This window comes from Mesorhizobium comanense, assembly GCF_005503535.1.
Lineage (GTDB): Bacteria > Pseudomonadota > Alphaproteobacteria > Rhizobiales > Rhizobiaceae > Mesorhizobium > Mesorhizobium comanense.
In genome coordinates this window covers 58,842-74,497 of record NZ_SCNN01000020.1, presented here as the reverse complement: position 1 = coordinate 74,497, position 15,656 = coordinate 58,842, and the positions used below count along the sequence as shown (strand labels likewise).

Genomic DNA, 15,656 nt, shown 5'->3' with positions numbered 1-15,656 from the left:
GTTGAACTGCCCGCGCGTCTTGTCCCGTAATGCTGCGGCAATCGAGGCAGAATAGCTCCACCAGCGGTGCTTTGAAGGAGCTGTTTCGTGACAAAAACCAATTCGGGAGAGCCGAGTTCTCCCTTCCTGTCCAGTCAGCAAATAGCTGAGATTCTCTCCGAGCGCGTCGGCGAGCGCGGACAGGCGATGGCTGTGGTCGTCGGCATTGTCGAGCCGCAAGGGCGCCGCATCATCGCGCGGGGACGTTTCTCCAGGGATGATCCGCGCCCCGTAGACGGTGATACACTGTTCGAAATCGGCTCCGTCACCAAGGTGTTCACGACGCTGCTTTTGGCCGACATGGCCAACAGGGGAGAATTGGAACTCGACGATCCGATCGAAAAACTCCTGCCGCCAGAGGTTTCCGCCCCACGGCGAAACGGCAGGTCGATCACCCTGGCCGACCTTGCCAGCCATATGTCGTCACTGCCGCGCCTTCCCGACAACATGGCGCCGGCGGACAATGCCGATCCCTATGCGGACTATACGGTCGAACAGCTCCACGAATTCCTCTGCAACCATCGGCTGGCGCACGACATCGGCACGCATCATGAATATTCCAATGTCGGCTTCGGGCTGCTTGGGCACGTTCTGGCACGGCGCGCCGGGACTGATTACGACCAACTGATCCAGGATCGCATCGCGATCCCGCTCGGAATGGACAGCACCGCGATTGCGCTGACCGCGGCCTTGTCGGCAAGGCTCGCGCACGGACACGGGTTGGGCCTGATGCCCGTGGCGAACTGGAACCTGCCGACACTTGCCGGCGCCGGCGCCTTGCGTTCCACGGTGCGGGATTTGCTCACTTTCATTGAAGCGGCATTGGACAGCACCTCGCCCTTGGCCGCGGCCTTCGACCTGACGTTGAGCACACGGCGGCCGCTTGGCGCGGACACGATGGAGATCGGTCTCGGTTGGATGATCGAGAAAGCCGGAGGCGAAGAGATCGTCTGGCACAATGGCGGCACCGGCGGCTATTGCTCCTTTCTCGGCTTCCTGCCGAAATCCAGGCGGGGCGTGGTGGTGCTGGCCAATACGGTGACGGAGTTCGTCGACAATTTCGGTCGGCACCTGCTCGATCCGGCGACAGTGCTTGCTCCGCCGCCAAAGCAACGCACCGAGATCAGCATCGACCCCCAGCTTTACGACAATTATGTCGGCCAATACCAATTGGCTCCCGGCGCGGTCATCGATGTGGCCAGGGACGGAGACCGCCTCATGGTGCAGCTTACCGGCCAGGAGCAATACGAGATTTTTCCCGAAACCGAGCGCGACTTCTTCCTCAAGATCGTCGACGCCCAGATCACCTTCGAAGGATCAGGCCGCGCCGAAGGGCTGACGCTCCACCAAGCGGGGCAGCAGATGCCGGCGGCGCGCATCGTCTGACCGGTGCGTGCGCAACGCCGTCAGCCCTTCTTTCTGGTCATGAAGGCGGTAAGTGCGGCACGCGCCTCGTCCGACTTCAGCCGCTGGCGGAAATGCTCGCTCTCCTCGCCGATACGGGCGACAAGATCATCGCGCGAGCCGCGCATGAGATCGCGCGCGATCTTGAGGGCCTCAGGAGGCTTGGCGGCGATCTGGCCGGCGGCGGCAAGCACCGAGGCTTCCAGCGCGCCCTCCTCGACGACTTCGTAGATCAGCCCGGCGGCCTTCGCGCGCTCGGCCGAAAAACCTTCGCCAAGGCCAAGCAGCGCGAACGCGCCCTGCTGCCCGAGTATTCGCGGCGCAAGCAGGCTCGATCCCGCCTCCGGCACCAGGCCGAGATCGACGAATGGCGTCCTGAAAACGGTGCGGGGCGTGGCGAAGGTCAGGTCGCAATGCAGGTTGATCGTCGTGCCGATGCCGACCGCGATGCCGTCGACGCCGGAGACGATGGGCTTTTCCACCCTGGCCAGCGCCATCAGGAAATCCCAGACCTCGGTGCCGCCGTCGCCTCCCGTGGCCACCACCATGAAGTCGGCGAGGTCGTTGCCCGAAGAGAAGGCGCCCGGCACGCCGAGGAAGACGTGGGTGCGGATCGCCGGATCGGCATCGCCTTCGGCAAGGGCCGCCGACATCTTCGCGTACATGGCGCGCGTCAGTGCGTTTTTCTTGTCCGGCCGGTTCAAGCGGATGATCTGGACGGCGCCCTGGCGCTCGACGAGGATATGGTCTGTCACGGTCTTTTCCTTGTGAAGGTCAGGCTGAGATCAGTGTCTTGCCGGCGACAGCAAGGCTTTCGGCGCCGTCGACAACGCGTTCCTTCAAGGCACGCGTTTCACCAAGCAGGTTTTCGGCGACGAATCGGCAAAGGCCGATGCGGGCCTGATCGGCAAGCGCGCCGCGCGCCAGGTAGGCGCCACCGGCGGCAAGCGAGATCAGCCTGAGATAGGGCGTGGCACCGGCAAGCGCCTGATCCGCATGGCCGTCGGCCGACAGCTTTTGCAGGAAGCGGGTCGCCTGCGTCAGATCGTCAAGGGCAGCGTCGAGCGCATCGGCGGTACGGCCCAGCCCTGGCAGGTTGGAGGTGCGCACGGCATTGGCGACCGCGGCCAGTTCGCCGATGAAACCGTGCACATGTTCGCCGCCGCCGAGCGGCAATTTGCGCGTCACCAGATCGATCGCCTGGATGCCGTTGGTGCCCTCGTAGATCGGCGCGATGCGGGCATCGCGATAAAGGGCCGCCGCTCCCGTCTCCTCGATGAAGCCCATGCCGCCATGCACCTGAACACCGAGTGAGGCAACTTCGACGCCGACATCGGTCGAGAACGCCTTGGCCAGCGGCGTCAGGAGATTGGCCCGGTCGCGCCAGTGCGCGGCCTCTTCGCCGGCGGACACGCGTGCGAGATCGATGGCATGGGCGCAGGAATAGCTGATCGCCCGCGCCATCTGGGTCAGCGCCTTCATGTTCAGCAGATTGCGCTGCACGTCGGGGTGGTGAACGATCGGCGCCATGCCGGCGCCGGCGTAATCCGCCGCCTTGCCTTGGCGGCGTTCATTGGCGTAGGCGATCGCCTTCTGGGTCGCCGCTTCCGCCACCGCGACTCCCTGCATGCCGACGCAAAGCCGCGCATTGTTCATCATCGTGAACATGCAGGCGAGGCCCTTGTTCTCCTCGCCGATCAGCCAGCCGACGGCACCCGGCTCGGCACCCTGGAAACCGTCGCCATAGATCATGGTGCAGGTCGGCGAAGCGTGGATGCCGAGCTTGTGCTCGAGGCCGGAACAGAAAACGTCGTTGCGCGCGCCCGGCGAGCCGTCCTCGCCGACCAGGAATTTCGGCACCAGGAAAAGCGAGATGCCGCGCGTGCCCGCAGGAGCGTCCGGCAGTCGCGCCAGTACCAGATGGATGATGTTGTCGGTAAAATCGTGCTCGCCATAGGTGATGAAGATCTTCTGGCCGAAAATGCGGTAGCTGCCGTCCCCGGCCGGCTCTGCGCGGGTGCGCAAGGCCGCGAGATCCGAGCCGGCCTGTGGCTCGGTCAGGTTCATCGTGCCCATCCATTCGCCGGAGACGAGCTTTTCCAGGTATTTCGCCTTGAGCCCCTCCGAGGCGTGCTTGTCCAGGGCTTCAACGGCGCCCATGGTCAGGGTCGGGCCTATGCCGAAAGCCATGGCGGCGGAGTTCCACATTTCCAACGCGGCGACGCCGAGCATGGTCGGCAGGCCCTGGCCGCCGTACTCCGCAGGGCCGCCCAGGGCGTTCCAGCCGCCCTCGATCCAGCGGCGATAAAGGTCTTTCCAGCCAGCCGGCATGGTGACGGCGGCGTCCTTGAGAACGGCTCCCTGCTCATCACCGATCTTGTATAGGGGCGCCACTTCCTCTGTCGCGAAACGGCCGGCCTCGCCCAGAACCGCATCGACCAGATCCTCGCCCAGATCGCCGAAGGTGCCAGCATCGAGCGCCGGCTTCATGCCGGCCACGTGCTTCAGCGTGAAGGCGATGTCCTCGACCGGCGCTCTATACATGTTTTCCCTCCTCCTCGATGGCGACAAACCCTATCGGGAAGCACCAGCGCAAACCATCCGCCCTGACACGGTTCACGAAACTTCTTTTTACGTAAACGTCAAACTTTGTCACGCGGATTTTGCAATCGTGCCGGCCTCTATTAAATTCCCCTGGTGCCGGACCAGATCGACCGGCGACAGAACCAGCCGACCGGAACATCACAATGCTCGCCAGACCCGACGCCTATCGCTGTATCGAGTGCGGCTTGCCCTATCGGGCGGCCGGCTTCTCCTACTATCACGGGGATGTAGCGAACGGCCCGGCCTACTGGTCGGACCGGGGCATCCTGTGCTCGCCGCGCTGCTCGCTCGCGCATCATCGCAAACGCACCGCCGAAGGCACGCTTCAACAGGAGCCGGCGCCCGATCCGTTTGAATTTCCGCCTGCCATGCGGCGCTGACCTCGCCGTAGCCCCACGGGGAAGGAATCCTTAACCATAGCGGTTCAGGATTCACCTTCGGTCGATGGGGACTGCGTCGTTGAAGAGCATTGTCCGTTCTCCTCGCCTTACGGCACTTTTCGCCCTCGCGGCGGCGATTGTGCTGGGCACGGCGGCAAAGGCCTCGGATTTTTCCGAGCCATGGAAGAATGCCGACCGCGCTTTGGTGGTCGACGCCTACGAGTACAATTCCATCGACTGGGCGCAGCTTGCGACCGACAAACGCATCGTGGCCTTCATCAATAAGGCCTCCGACGGCATGCCGCCGCCCTATTTCTGTCTCGGCAGCGACACCGAGGTGAAGCTCTGCAAAGCGCTGTGGAAGCGCCACGCGGTGACGCGCGAACTGTTCCAGACGCGCAGGGTGGTCGCCAAGGCGCTCGGCATGAAATGGGGCGCCTATCATCTCGCCCGCCCCGGCAACCCGGTCGACCAGGCCAACAACTTCCTCGATTTCGCCGATCCCGCGCCCGATGATCTCATGGCCCTCGATATCGAGGGCAACGACCCCTCGCAATGGATGTCGCTGGACGATGCGGAGGAGTTCGTGCGCCAGGTGCATCGGCGCGTCGGCCGATTTCCGGTGCTCTACACCAACGGCAAGACCGCCCAGTACATAGCCGACAACAGGTACAAGTACCGGCTGCTGTCGCGGCTGCCGCTCTGGTATGCGCGCTACAAGGCCGACATCGACGTGCATTTCCCGATGGGCAACTGGCAGGGCTATGCGCTCTGGCAGTTTTCGGCGCAGGCCAATTGCGGCCGACTCCATTGCCCCTACAGGGTCGCCGGCACTCCGGACGATATCGATGTCAACGTCGCCCCCACGGATGCCGCCACATTGCGCCAGCAATGGCCGTTCGGCGGCTTGATCGACGTGCCATCCGACTATCTTGCCAGCATCCCCGTGCCGCTGTCGCGGGAGGCCGCCCTGGCCGGCAAGACGACCATCACCTATGCCGATGTGGCAACGCCGCCGACTTTCGAGGAAATGGTTGCGGTGCTGGGCGCGCGCTGGTCGAAATTCAGCGACGGGTTCCGCATGCCTGTCGTCAAGACAGTGCCACGCCGGCCGGGCTTCGGCATTGTCCAGTATGTCGCCTGGAAGCGGAGCGGGCAGCGCTCGCCCGCGCAACTCGACGCCGCCTTTGCCGCGGCCGCCGATCCGCTCAGCACCGCGTCCACGGAACTCGATTCAGCTCAACGGTAGGGCGACGGCAGGAATGTCAGCTTGCCTGTTCACGCGCCACGGCCTGCCAGCCTATGTCGCGGCGGCAGAACCCATCCGGCCACTCGATGCGGTCGAGCGCGGCATAGGCCCGCTTCTGTGCCTCGCCGACCGTGGCGCCGGTCGCCGTGACATTGAGCACACGGCCGCCATTGGCGACCAACGCACCGCCATTGATGGCGGTGCCGGCATGGAAAATCTGGACGCCTTCGCCAACAGCCTGGTCGACGCCGCGGATGACCGAACCTTTCTCCGGCGTGCCGGGATAGCCCCTCGCCGCCATGACCACCGTCAACGCCGCCTCGTCGCGCCAGCGCACCGATGCATGGGCGAGCTGGCCGTCGGTCGCGGCGTTGAGCAGCACAAGGAGATCGTCCTTCAGCCGCATCATCAGCACCTGGCATTCCGGATCGCCGAAGCGGGTATTGTACTCGATCAGCCTCGGCCCCTTTTCGGTGATCATCAGCCCGGCAAAGAGAATGCCGGCGAAGGGTGCGCCAAGGTCGGCCATGCCGCGCATGGTCGGCTCTATGATTTCGCGCATCGTGCGTTCGATCATTTCGGGCGTCATGACGGGTGCCGGCGAATAGGCGCCCATGCCCCCGGTATTAGGCCCGACGTCGCCGTCGCCGACGCGCTTGTGGTCCTGCGCGGTGCCGAAAGGCAGCGCGGTCGTGCCGTCACAGAGGCAGAAGAAGCTTGCCTCCTCGCCGGTCATGAATTCCTCGACCACCACTTCGGCCCCGGCGGCGCCGAACGAGCCCTCGAAACAGGCATCGAGCGCTGCCCGCGCTTCGTCCAGCGTCATGGCGACGGTGACGCCCTTGCCGGCGGCGAGCCCGTCGGCCTTGATGACGATCGGCGCGCCCGTCTTTTCGACATAGGCCTTCGCCGAAGCCAGGTCAGCGAAACGGCCGTAGGCGGCGGTCGGGATGTCGTAGCGGGCGCAGAGATCCTTGGTGAAACCCTTCGAGCCTTCCAGGCGCGCCGCGGCCTTGGATGGCCCGAAGACGCGGATATTTTCGGCGCGCAGATCATCCGCGATGCCGGCGACAAGCGGCCCTTCGGGGCCGACCACGACGAGATCGATATTTTTCTGACGACAGAAGGCGCCGACGGCGGCGTGATCGGCAATGTCCAGCTTCACCAGTTCGGCCTCGCTGCCGATGCCCGGATTGCCTGGCGCCGCGTAGAGTTTTGTAAGCAGCGGCGAAGCAGCAATCTTCCAGGCGAGCGCATGTTCGCGGCCGCCCGAGCCGAGAAGAAGAACGTTCATGGCCACCTCTTGATGCTGTCCCTTTGAGAGAACCCGCTATTGCTCTCTGGACGACGGGTCAAGGCATCAGGGTGTTTTGACCGGAATTGCGCACGGGAACGTTACATCTGCCGGACGTCGGCGGCGGCCATCGCCGCCGATCTTCCGGCTGCCCGTTTCAACCCTGGTAGACGACCGGAAACCAGTCCTCGCGCAGCTTCTGGCCCGGTTGCATGCCGTGGCCGTGATAGGGCGGCGAGGTGCGGCCCGGCCGCTCGACATAATGGGCATCGTCGCCGACCCAGCGCAGCGACAGCGCCCGGCGCCGCGCCGCCGTCAGGTTGCCGCGCGCGCCATGCGCGGTCCGGAAGTCGAACAGGATGGCGTCGCCCGGTTCCATCTCCCATTCCAGCACCTTAAGCGACGGGTCCTTGTCGGGATCGGGCACCGGCAGGTAGTCGCCGTCGCCGGCGTAGAAATTACTGTCGTCGAGCCAGCGCACCGGCAGGATCATCTTGTCCCATTTGTGCGAGCCGGCGATCAGGCGCAGCGTCGCCTCTTTCACCGGGTCGATCGGAATCCAGAAACTGACCGTCTGCTGGCCATCGACGAAGTAGTACGGAATGTCCTGGTGCCAGGGCGTCGGCTTTTGCGTGCCGGGCTCCTTGACCAGCACGTGATCATGGAAGAATTGCGCGGTGCGCGACCGCATCACCGCCGCCGCCAGCTGCGCGGCCGGCGATTCGCGCACCACCTTCACGAATTCGGGGATGCGCTCCCAGTTGCAGTAGTCGTCGAAGAAGCTGCCGCGGCCATTGGCGATGTCTGACGCCGTGGCGCTGCGGTTCTGCATGTTGCGCTCGATGCCGGCGGCGATCGTGTCGACCCAGCCCTTGAACGCGCCACGGATGCAGACGGCGCCGTCGCGCTGGTAGTCGGCGATCGTCTGGGGGTCGATGATGTCGTTGTCGATTGCACTGATTGCAGCTTGGGAAGCCATGATGTCCTCCTTTCAGGATCGGACCGACTATCGCAACAGCTGTTCATTCAGTAAAATAATAACTTCTCATCCGACAAATAGTGTTTGACTATGAGCCTCACGATTACCCAATTGCGCTATCTGGTCGCCGTGGCCCGTCATGGCAGCGTCACCGGCGCCGCCAAGGCGCTGAACATATCGCAGCCTTCGATTTCGGTGGCGATCGACGCCGTCGAAAAGGATTTCGGCCAGAAGCTTTTCGTGCGCCAGCGCGGCAGCGGCGTTTCCCTCACCTCTTTCGGCCGTGCCGTTATCGCGAAGGCAAGGCAGGTTCTTGCCGAAGTGGAAGAACTCGCCGGCCTGGGCTCCAGCAAGTCGGCGGTCAGCGGAGAACTGGTGCTCGGCTGTTTCGAGGACCTGGCGCCGTACTTTGCCCCAGGTCTCATCCGCGCCTTTTCCGAGCGCCATCCGGATGTCTCCGTCACGGTTCGTGACGAGACTTTCGAGACGCTTGGCCGGCGCCTGGCGGACGCGGCCATCGACCTTGGCCTCAGCTACGATCTCGGCCTGCCCTCGCATTTTGCCCGCATCCTGCTGCACGAGCTCAAGCCGCATGCGCTGCTGCCGGCGGGCCACGCGCTGGCGGAGCGCGCCGAGGTCAGCCTGGCGGAGCTCGCCGCCTACCCGCTGATCACCACAGACCAGCCGCAGAGCTGGCAGCACATGCTCGACCTGTTCCGCAGCCGGGGCCTGTCGCCGGTGGCGGACCGGGCGACGAGTTCGTTCGAACTCCAGCGCAGCATGGTCGCGAACGGCTTCGGTGTCGCCGTCAGCTACACCAGGCCGCATGGCGACCGCAGCTATGACGGCCTGCCACTGATCCGCAAACCGCTTTCGGACCCCTTGCCGATGCAGCGCATCATCCTCACCTACGACACGAACCAGCGTGTATCGAATGCGGCGCTAGCGTTCGCCGACGTGGCAAAGGCGTGGTTTTCGACCCGCGCCGTTTTCGCGTCATGAGTTGATCCTGATCGGCATGGAGCCAGGCGTGGCCATTCTCATCAAGCGTGCCGATATCTCGCTGGCCCATGCAGTCGAGGATCGTGATTTCAGCTTCTTGGTCGAGGCCTTCCACGAACCGGCATTCGACATGCCGGCGGCACAGTGGCCGGGCACTTCCGTTCCCGCTTATCGAAAGGACTATCGCCTGGCTCATCCCGAGAGCGAGCCGGCGGGCGAGGGAAGCGACGTCGTGTTCCTTGCCTGGGACGACCATGTCCCTATCGGGCGGGCCATGATCAGCCGCAACTGGAACAATTACGCGCTTGTCGACGATATCGCCGTCGACACGGCCTATCGCGGCTCCGGTGTCGGCCGCCTGCTCATGGACGCCTGCGTGGCATGGGGCCGCAATGAGGGACTGGCCGGAATCATGCTGGAGACCCAGAACAACAACATTGCCGCATGCCGCTTCTACGAGCGTTATGGTTTTGAGCTCGGCGGCGTCGACCGTCTGCTCTATCGCGGGCTCGACCCGCAGAGCCGCGAGGTCGCCCTGCTCTGGTATTTGCGCTTCGACAGGGATTTCCGGCAGGGTGCTGCATCAGATGCCGCCAAGCGATCTTGACGCCCGACTCCGTCGCTGGCACTCCCATGGACATGGAACCTATCCAGTCGAAAGCGGCCCAGGGCCGTGTTGCCGATGCGCCCAACGGCCATTGGGTCTACCGCGTGTTGCCGCGTTCGATATGGCCCTATGCCCAGCTTGCGCGGTGGGACAGGCCGATAGGCTGGCAATTGCTGCTGTGGCCGTGCTGGTGGTCGGCGGCGCTGGCCGCCAGCGCCTACCCGCGCCCCGGCGACCCGCTGCTGTCGCTGCTGCCGGCGCCCTTGTATCTCGTGCTGTTCCTCGTCGGCGCCATCGCCATGCGCGGCGCGGGCTGCACCTACAACGACATCGTCGATGAAAACATCGACAACCAGGTCGACCGCACCCGCTCGCGGCCGCTGCCATCGGGCCAGACCACACGCCGGCGCGCCTGGCTGTTCCTCGTGCTCCAGGCCCTTGTCGGCCTGGTCGTCCTCTTGCAATTCAACAGCTTCGCCATCCTGCTCGGCATCTGCTCGCTGGCGATCGTCGCCGTCTATCCGTTCATGAAGCGCATAACCAACTGGCCGCAGCTGTTCCTCGGCCTTGCCTTTTCCTGGGGTGCGCTGATGGGATGGGCGGTCGAGTTCGGCGATATCGATGGGCCGGCCGTCATGCTTTACATCGGCTCGATCCTGTGGGTGATCGGCTACGACACCATCTATGCGCATCAGGACAAGGAAGACGATGCCATCGTCGGCGTGCGCTCGACGGCACGTCTCTTCGGCGACAACACCAAGGCGTGGCTGGCGGGGCTTTACGGTGGGACGCTGATCTGCTTCGCCATCGCCTTCGCGGCGGCGCAGGCCCCGGTGGTGGCGCTGGCTGGGTTGATCGCCGCCGGCGCGCACATGGCCCGGCAGATAGCGGTCCTGGACATCAACAATCCGGACCAGTGCCTGCGGCTGTTCCGCTCGAACAACCAGGTCGGCTGGCTGATTTTCCTCGGCCTGATCGGCGGCGCTGTCTGGGTGGCGCTGAAGCCGCTGGTGTAGCACAGCTTCTCCTTCTCCCCTTGTGGGAGAAGGTGGATCGGCGCGCAGCGCCGAGACGGTTGAGGGGTGTTCCAGCGGAGTGAAGCCTTGGCGTTCCCTGGAACACCCCTCATCCGACCTCGCTTCGCGAGGCCACCTTCTCCCACAAGGGGAGAAGGGAAGGTCATGTTCAGTCCCGCGAAATGATCTCCTGGCCGTCGATGACGAGCCTGAGGCCAAGGTCGCCGGTTCTGCGGCGGGCGAGGAAGCGCGGACGGCGCATGTTCGAAACACGGCCCTTGCGGCGATCCTGCGGCGGCAGCGTCTTGATGGCCGCGCCGAGCGATTCCTCCAGCGTGCGGGCGACGCCATCCGCCTCGATCAGGAGCATCGGCAGACGGTAAGCGTCGGCCCAGGCGCGCCAGTCGGCGGCGACATCTTCGAGATCGTCGGCCACCAGCAGCGGCACCGACAGCATGGGATCGTTGTGCAGGAGTTCCAGCGTCACCGTGACATTGCCGTCCGGGTCTTCCATCGCGCGGGCGGCAACGCCACGAAACGCATTGGCGGGCAGCGCGATGATCGCAGGCACGCCGCTCATCTCGAGCATGCGCCGGATCACGGCGCCACGCTGGTCGATTGTGAAGGTCACATCGCCATAGTCGTCGCGCGTGGCGTAGCTAACCACCTGCGGCAGGCGGAATGGGTCGAGGCGCATGTTGCGTCCCGCCCAGACTGGCTTCAGTCCAGTGTTCATAGAGTGCCTTCCTGTCTGTCTCCTGAGAGCCGGTGTCCGGTTCTCTCCGGGCCAGTTTTCCCGGCCTCGTTATGGGGAAACATTAGCGCGGGCTCCTTACCGCCGCGCTTAAGAAAGTCGGTTAAATTTTGCTGATCTCAGGGATGGTTATCGGAATGCAACCAGGCACAAGATGTTGAAACGATCAGATAACCTTACCCGGATTCATGATACCGGCCGGATCGAAGGCCGCCTTTACCCGGCGCATCAGATCGATGGCCATCGGCGGCGCGGTCTCGATCAGTTCTTCGCGCTTCAACTGGCCGATGCCATGCTCGGCCGATATCGAACCTTGCAGGCTGCGCACGACATCATGAACCGCCTTGTTCATGGGATGGTAGAGGGCGAGGAAGGCGTCATCGTCGCCGTCGACGGGCCGCGAAATGTTGTAGTGGAGATTGCCGTCGCCCATATGGCCGAAGCAGACGACACGAGCGCCGGCGCTCACCGACGCCACGGCCCCGGCCGCTTCCTCGATGAAGCGCGGTATGGAGGCGATCGGCACTGAAATGTCATGCTTGATCGAGGCGCCTTCCGGCTTCTGCGCCTCCGGCAACAACTCGCGGAAATTCCAGAAGGCATCGCCCTGCGCGAGGCTCGCCGCGATGACGGCATCGCCGACGAATTCCTGTTCGAGACCGGCCGACAGCACATCCTCGATCAGGGCCTGCGAATCCTCCGACGAACGGCCGGACGAAATCTGCATCAGCACATACCAGGGCCAATCTTCCATCAACGGCCGGGTCACACCCTGGGCATGTGCCAGGGTGAAATCGTACGGCCGCTTGCCGATCAGTTCGAAAGCGGTCAGCGCGGCCCCGGCCCGGTCCATTGCCAGGCCGAACAGGGAAAGGGCTGCTTGCGGCGAGGACAGGCCGACGAAGGCGACCTCACGCCCCTTCGGCTTCGGAAACAGTTTCAGCACGGCGGCCGTGATGACGCCGAGCGTGCCTTCGGCGCCGACGAAAAGATTCTTCAGGTCGTATCCGGTATTGTCCTTCTTCAGCTTGCGCAGATCGTCGAACACCTCGCCTGTCGGCAGCACCACCTCGACACCGAGGCAGAGTTCGCGCGCATTGCCATAGGCAAGCACGCCGGTGCCCCCGGCATTGGAAGAGAGATTGCCGCCGATCTGACAGGAGCCCTGCGCGGCCAGCGACAGCGGAAACAGCCTGTCGACGGCGTCGGCCGCCTCCTGCAGCGTCTGCAGGATGACGCCGGCCTCGACCGTCACCGTGTTCGACAGGACATCGATCTCGCGGATGCGGTTCAGCCGCGACAGCGACAGCACGATCTCGCGGCCCGATCTGTCCGGCACCTGGGCGCCGACCAGCCCGGTGTTGCCGCTTTGCGGTACGACCGGCGTTCCGGTCTCCGTCGCCAGCCGCATGATGCGGCTGACCTCGTCGACGCTGCCCGGCCGCAGCACCAGCGATGTGGCGCCATGCCAGAGGCCGCGGCGCTCGATGAGATAGGGCGCGATGTCCTGCTCGTCGCGCAATGCGTATTTTTCACCGACGATTGCGGCGAAACGGTCGATGAGAGCAGGGTCGAGTGTCCAGGCGGTATCGGTCATGTCGGGAAACTATGTTGGCGGGAGGAGGTTGTCACGGGGGGCAGCGGCACGGGAAAGCCGGTCGTTGATCGCTTCGCCCAGCCCCCCTTGGGGAATAGGCTCGACCGCGATGGTGCGCGTGCCGCTGCGGTCGAGTTCCTGCATGTAGGCGAAGAGATTGCTCGCCGCTTCGCGCGGGTCGCCAGCTTCGGAGAGATTGAGGAAGGCGGCGGCGTGTTGCCAGCCTTCCGCACGCCGGCGACCGAAGCCAAGCAAGGCTTCGTCCTTGCCGACCGTGTCGGCATTGAGCCGAACCGCCGCCCCCGGCGCATAGTGCGAGGCAAGCATGCCCGGCGCCTCCACGCCGGCAGTGCCGCCGCGCGACAGCGGCATGCCGATGAGCGCCTCGATCTCCCCGGCCGCGATGCCACCCGGCCGCAGCAGCCGCAAGCCTTTGCCTTCCGCCTTGACGATGGTCGATTCCAGCCCGACCGGCGTTGCGCCGCCATCCACCACCAGCTTGATACGCGCGCCAAGATCCGCCGCCACGGCCTGCGCGGTCGTCGCGCTGATCCTGCCCGATGAATTGGCGCTCGGCGCGGCGAGCGGTCGGCCGAGTTTGGCAATCAGATCGCCGCCGAAACCCCTCGGCATGCGCAGCGCAATCGTATCGAGCCCGGCCGTGACCAGCGGATGGATGCCGTTGCCGGGCCGCTGCGGCAGCACCAGGGTCAGCGGCCCCGGCCAGAAGGCGAGCGCCAGTTTCCTCGACAGCGGATCGAAAATCGCGATGCGCTCGGCCATCGCCATGTCGGCGACATGGGCGATCAGCGGATTGAAACGCGGGCGGCCCTTGGCCTCGAAGATGCGCGCCACGCCGATGCCGTTGGTGGCATCGCCGGCGAGGCCATAGACGGTCTCGGTCGGAATGGCCACCACATCGCCACCGCCAAGCAGCGCCAACGCCGGTCCCATCGCCTCGCCGACGGCAAGAATTTCAGTCACTTTCGTCACCTCTCGGATGCCGGTTGCGTAATACGATGGCGGCTGTTGGGCAAGCCGGCTCCCGGCCAGAAAGTGTCTTGGCGATTTATCAATCCCTAAAATGCTAGGTTTCGGCGAAGGCCGGTATCAATTCCGGTGCGCTACCATCGCGGTCTCGGGGCAAAGGGGAGCGATACAAGTGTTTTTGCGTGTTGTGCTGGGCATCACCCTGGCGACATTGACTTGCGGGGCTCAAGCTTGCGCGGCCGAGGCCTCGTCACTGGTCTTTCCTGGCGCACCTGCTTCAACGCCGTCTATCCTCTCCCTGAAGGCAAGCGACACGAGTGATGTGATCTCCGTCATGGCGCTCGCCGAGCCTGACGTGACCTACGAAAAAGTGTCGGCGATTCCAGGCGAGACCAAAACGCAGCATGGTTTTGTGGTAAGCCCGATGGTCATTCGTGGCGGCGTCGTCGGCGCTCCTTTCTCGGTGCCGGCACAGGGCAAGGCCCCTGCAGCAGCCGCCACGCCCGCTCCCACGCCCGCCAAGGCCACTGCTTCGGCCACGCCCGCTTCGGGTACCCCCCAGAAGAAGTCTACGACATCGTCGGCCGCACCGTTGCCGGCTTCCGGGGTCGGCAAGGTCAAATAGGGGCGAACACCCGTGACTGACCGGGCCGCCGGCGGCGGCTTGACGGCGCTTCGGCTCCCTGCGCACCATCGCCGCGCCCCTTGACACGGCTGGCCGCGCGATGCCGGCTGGATTTAGATGTCTGGATTGGGACTGCCTGAATTTGGTCAAGCGGCGGCGGCAGATGGTATTTCGTCTTTCAAAGGGGGTTGATCATGAGAATATCCAGAACCATCACACTGGCCGGTCTCCTGCTGGCGTCGTTGCTTGGGGCCAGCACGGCCCATGCCGATGACATGCTGGGGTCCTATGTCGCGCGCATCTCCGATCGCGATCATCAGGCGAGCGACGGCTATGCGCTGGACAACGCGGCGCAGATGGTGCGGCAGGACCGCGCCAACTGGCACAAGTTCCATCGCCGCGACAGAGACGACGAAGGCGATTCCTGGTTCACGACCAATGACGAGCGCGCCTCCCTCCAGCGCATGCTGGAGCGGCCCGGCGCGATGAGCGCCTCGACCAGACGCGCCATCGTCAATGGCGAGCCGCTGATCCAGGTCGATGTGTACGAGAACAGCGTACGCGTCAGCATCCTGGAGAATTGATCCGGCTGACACCGGAATGAAAGAAGGGCGGCGCTGATGCGCCGCCCCTCTTTCGACAGAGCCGGATTGAAACCTCAGGCCGCTTCTTCCTTGTCGTCTTCGTCGGACTCTTCGTCCTCGGATTCCTCTTCGTCCGAAGCGTCGTCGCCTTCCGCCTTCACGGCGTGATCGGCGTCGTCCTCATCTTCGTCCTCATCATCTTCTTCGTCGTCACTGGAGAGCGTGGCGGCTTCGGCGTCGTCCTCGTCGGATTCCTCGCCGTCCTCGTCGTCGCCTTCTTCCTCGTCGCCGTCCTCGTCATCAGAGTGATCGGCGGCTTCGACCGCGGCAGCCGCGTCGTGATCGGTTTCGGAAGCGGTTTCAATCGCCTCGGCGGCGGCCGAGGTTTCTTCAGTCACTTCGATTTCGTGATCGGAATTCATGGAAGCCTCCGTTGGGTTGGGGAACATGTCCCTTTTGCCACGGAGAGATCATCGTCATATGACTGTAAGCCGGCTCGAGCGGCCGGCTGAAAGATATTTTTCCGGGGTTC

16 protein-coding genes are annotated in these 15,656 nt (G+C 64.4%); 8 read left to right on the top strand and 8 right to left on the bottom strand.

The features are described from left to right. Positions 1-87 precede the first annotated feature (87 nt). On the top strand, positions 88-1,425 hold the full coding sequence (locus FFS37_RS27150) for a serine hydrolase (RefSeq protein ID WP_210240481.1): 1,338 nt from the start codon (positions 88-90) through the stop codon (positions 1,423-1,425). A 20-nt stretch (positions 1,426-1,445) separates the two neighbouring features. Here FFS37_RS27150 and FFS37_RS27145 read toward each other — a convergent pair whose 3' ends face one another. Both FFS37_RS27145 and FFS37_RS27140 read right to left on the bottom strand, forming a co-directional pair. Continuing rightward, positions 1,446-2,198 carry a crotonase/enoyl-CoA hydratase family protein gene (locus FFS37_RS27145; protein ID WP_137934048.1) on the bottom strand — a complete coding sequence of 251 codons (753 nt, stop codon included), beginning with the start codon at positions 2,196-2,198 and terminating at the stop codon, positions 1,446-1,448. A gap of 19 nt (positions 2,199-2,217) precedes the next feature. Further along, the gene (locus FFS37_RS27140) at positions 2,218-3,987 is read right to left on the bottom strand and encodes an acyl-CoA dehydrogenase (RefSeq protein WP_137934047.1); all 1,770 of its coding nucleotides are present in this window, start codon (positions 3,985-3,987) and stop codon (positions 2,218-2,220) included. 203 nt (positions 3,988-4,190) lie between these two features. Between FFS37_RS27140 and FFS37_RS27135 the strand changes: the two genes are divergently transcribed. Continuing rightward, a complete protein-coding gene (locus FFS37_RS27135) occupies positions 4,191-4,427 on the top strand; it encodes a hypothetical protein (RefSeq protein ID WP_137934046.1) in 237 nt (78 codons plus the stop codon). A gap of 88 nt (positions 4,428-4,515) precedes the next feature. Next, complete coding sequence (locus FFS37_RS27130) at positions 4,516-5,676, top strand: glycoside hydrolase family 25 protein (RefSeq protein WP_232375785.1); 1,161 nt, start codon at positions 4,516-4,518, stop codon at positions 5,674-5,676. A gap of 16 nt (positions 5,677-5,692) precedes the next feature. Here FFS37_RS27130 and purD read toward each other — a convergent pair whose 3' ends face one another. Beyond that, positions 5,693-6,970: a phosphoribosylamine--glycine ligase gene (gene purD, locus FFS37_RS27125; RefSeq protein ID WP_137934045.1), complete on the bottom strand. Its 1,278-nt coding sequence runs from the start codon at positions 6,968-6,970 to the stop codon at positions 5,693-5,695. A 157-nt stretch (positions 6,971-7,127) separates the two neighbouring features. Beyond that, positions 7,128-7,949 carry a phytanoyl-CoA dioxygenase family protein gene (locus tag FFS37_RS27120; RefSeq protein WP_137934044.1) on the bottom strand — a complete coding sequence of 274 codons (822 nt, stop codon included), beginning with the start codon at positions 7,947-7,949 and terminating at the stop codon, positions 7,128-7,130. 90 nt (positions 7,950-8,039) lie between these two features. Between FFS37_RS27120 and FFS37_RS27115 the strand changes: the two genes are divergently transcribed. From FFS37_RS27115 to ubiA, 3 genes are read left to right on the top strand one after another with little or no spacing between them, the layout of a single operon-like run. Beyond that, positions 8,040-8,951 carry a LysR family transcriptional regulator gene (locus tag FFS37_RS27115; RefSeq protein WP_137934043.1) on the top strand — a complete coding sequence of 304 codons (912 nt, stop codon included), beginning with the start codon at positions 8,040-8,042 and terminating at the stop codon, positions 8,949-8,951. 16 nt (positions 8,952-8,967) lie between these two features. Further along, positions 8,968-9,558 carry a GNAT family N-acetyltransferase gene (locus FFS37_RS27110; protein ID WP_137934100.1) on the top strand — a complete coding sequence of 197 codons (591 nt, stop codon included), beginning with the start codon at positions 8,968-8,970 and terminating at the stop codon, positions 9,556-9,558. Between the two features lie 32 nt (positions 9,559-9,590). Further along, a complete protein-coding gene (ubiA, locus tag FFS37_RS27105; protein WP_171026444.1) occupies positions 9,591-10,574 on the top strand; it encodes a 4-hydroxybenzoate octaprenyltransferase in 984 nt (327 codons plus the stop codon). Positions 10,575-10,743: 169 nt separating this feature from the next. Here ubiA and FFS37_RS27100 read toward each other — a convergent pair whose 3' ends face one another. From FFS37_RS27100 to FFS37_RS27090, 3 genes are all read right to left on the bottom strand, one after another. Continuing rightward, positions 10,744-11,310, bottom strand: coding sequence for a DUF6101 family protein (locus FFS37_RS27100; protein WP_137934041.1), 567 nt, complete (start codon positions 11,308-11,310; stop codon positions 10,744-10,746). A gap of 184 nt (positions 11,311-11,494) precedes the next feature. Then, a complete protein-coding gene (locus FFS37_RS27095) occupies positions 11,495-12,925 on the bottom strand; it encodes an FAD-binding oxidoreductase (protein WP_137934040.1) in 1,431 nt (476 codons plus the stop codon). A gap of 9 nt (positions 12,926-12,934) precedes the next feature. After that, positions 12,935-13,909 carry an L-threonylcarbamoyladenylate synthase gene (locus tag FFS37_RS27090; protein WP_171026438.1) on the bottom strand — a complete coding sequence of 325 codons (975 nt, stop codon included), beginning with the start codon at positions 13,907-13,909 and terminating at the stop codon, positions 12,935-12,937. A 178-nt stretch (positions 13,910-14,087) separates the two neighbouring features. Between FFS37_RS27090 and FFS37_RS27085 the strand changes: the two genes are divergently transcribed. Both FFS37_RS27085 and FFS37_RS27080 read left to right on the top strand, forming a co-directional pair. Next, entirely contained in the window at positions 14,088-14,540 is a 453-nt protein-coding gene (locus FFS37_RS27085) for a hypothetical protein (protein ID WP_137934038.1), read from the top strand. A 194-nt stretch (positions 14,541-14,734) separates the two neighbouring features. Then, positions 14,735-15,124 carry a hypothetical protein gene (locus tag FFS37_RS27080; RefSeq protein ID WP_137934037.1) on the top strand — a complete coding sequence of 130 codons (390 nt, stop codon included), beginning with the start codon at positions 14,735-14,737 and terminating at the stop codon, positions 15,122-15,124. A gap of 74 nt (positions 15,125-15,198) precedes the next feature. On the opposite strand, the gene FFS37_RS27075 is transcribed toward FFS37_RS27080, so the two are convergent. Then, positions 15,199-15,546 carry an ATPase gene (locus FFS37_RS27075; RefSeq protein ID WP_137934036.1) on the bottom strand — a complete coding sequence of 116 codons (348 nt, stop codon included), beginning with the start codon at positions 15,544-15,546 and terminating at the stop codon, positions 15,199-15,201. Positions 15,547-15,656: the final 110 nt, after the last annotated feature.

Bases quoted from the DNA above. Each gene is read 5' to 3' on its own strand.
- FFS37_RS27140 (WP_137934047.1), bottom strand. From the start codon at position 3,987: ATGTATAGAGCGCCGGTCGAGGACATCGCCTTCACGCTGAAGCACGTG.
- FFS37_RS27135 (WP_137934046.1), top strand. From the start codon at position 4,191: ATGCTCGCCAGACCCGACGCCTATCGCTGTATCGAGTGCGGCTTGCCC.
- purD (WP_137934045.1), bottom strand. From the start codon at position 6,970: ATGAACGTTCTTCTTCTCGGCTCGGGCGGCCGCGAACATGCGCTCGCC.
- FFS37_RS27120 (WP_137934044.1), bottom strand. From the start codon at position 7,949: ATGGCTTCCCAAGCTGCAATCAGTGCAATCGACAACGACATCATCGAC.
- FFS37_RS27115 (WP_137934043.1), top strand. From the start codon at position 8,040: ATGAGCCTCACGATTACCCAATTGCGCTATCTGGTCGCCGTGGCCCGT.
- FFS37_RS27110 (WP_137934100.1), top strand. From the start codon at position 8,968: ATGGAGCCAGGCGTGGCCATTCTCATCAAGCGTGCCGATATCTCGCTG.
- ubiA (WP_171026444.1), top strand. From the start codon at position 9,591: ATGGAACCTATCCAGTCGAAAGCGGCCCAGGGCCGTGTTGCCGATGCG.
- FFS37_RS27100 (WP_137934041.1), bottom strand. From the start codon at position 11,310: ATGAACACTGGACTGAAGCCAGTCTGGGCGGGACGCAACATGCGCCTC.
- FFS37_RS27095 (WP_137934040.1), bottom strand. From the start codon at position 12,925: ATGACCGATACCGCCTGGACACTCGACCCTGCTCTCATCGACCGTTTC.
- FFS37_RS27080 (WP_137934037.1), top strand. From the start codon at position 14,735: ATGAGAATATCCAGAACCATCACACTGGCCGGTCTCCTGCTGGCGTCG.
- FFS37_RS27075 (WP_137934036.1), bottom strand. From the start codon at position 15,546: ATGAATTCCGATCACGAAATCGAAGTGACTGAAGAAACCTCGGCCGCC.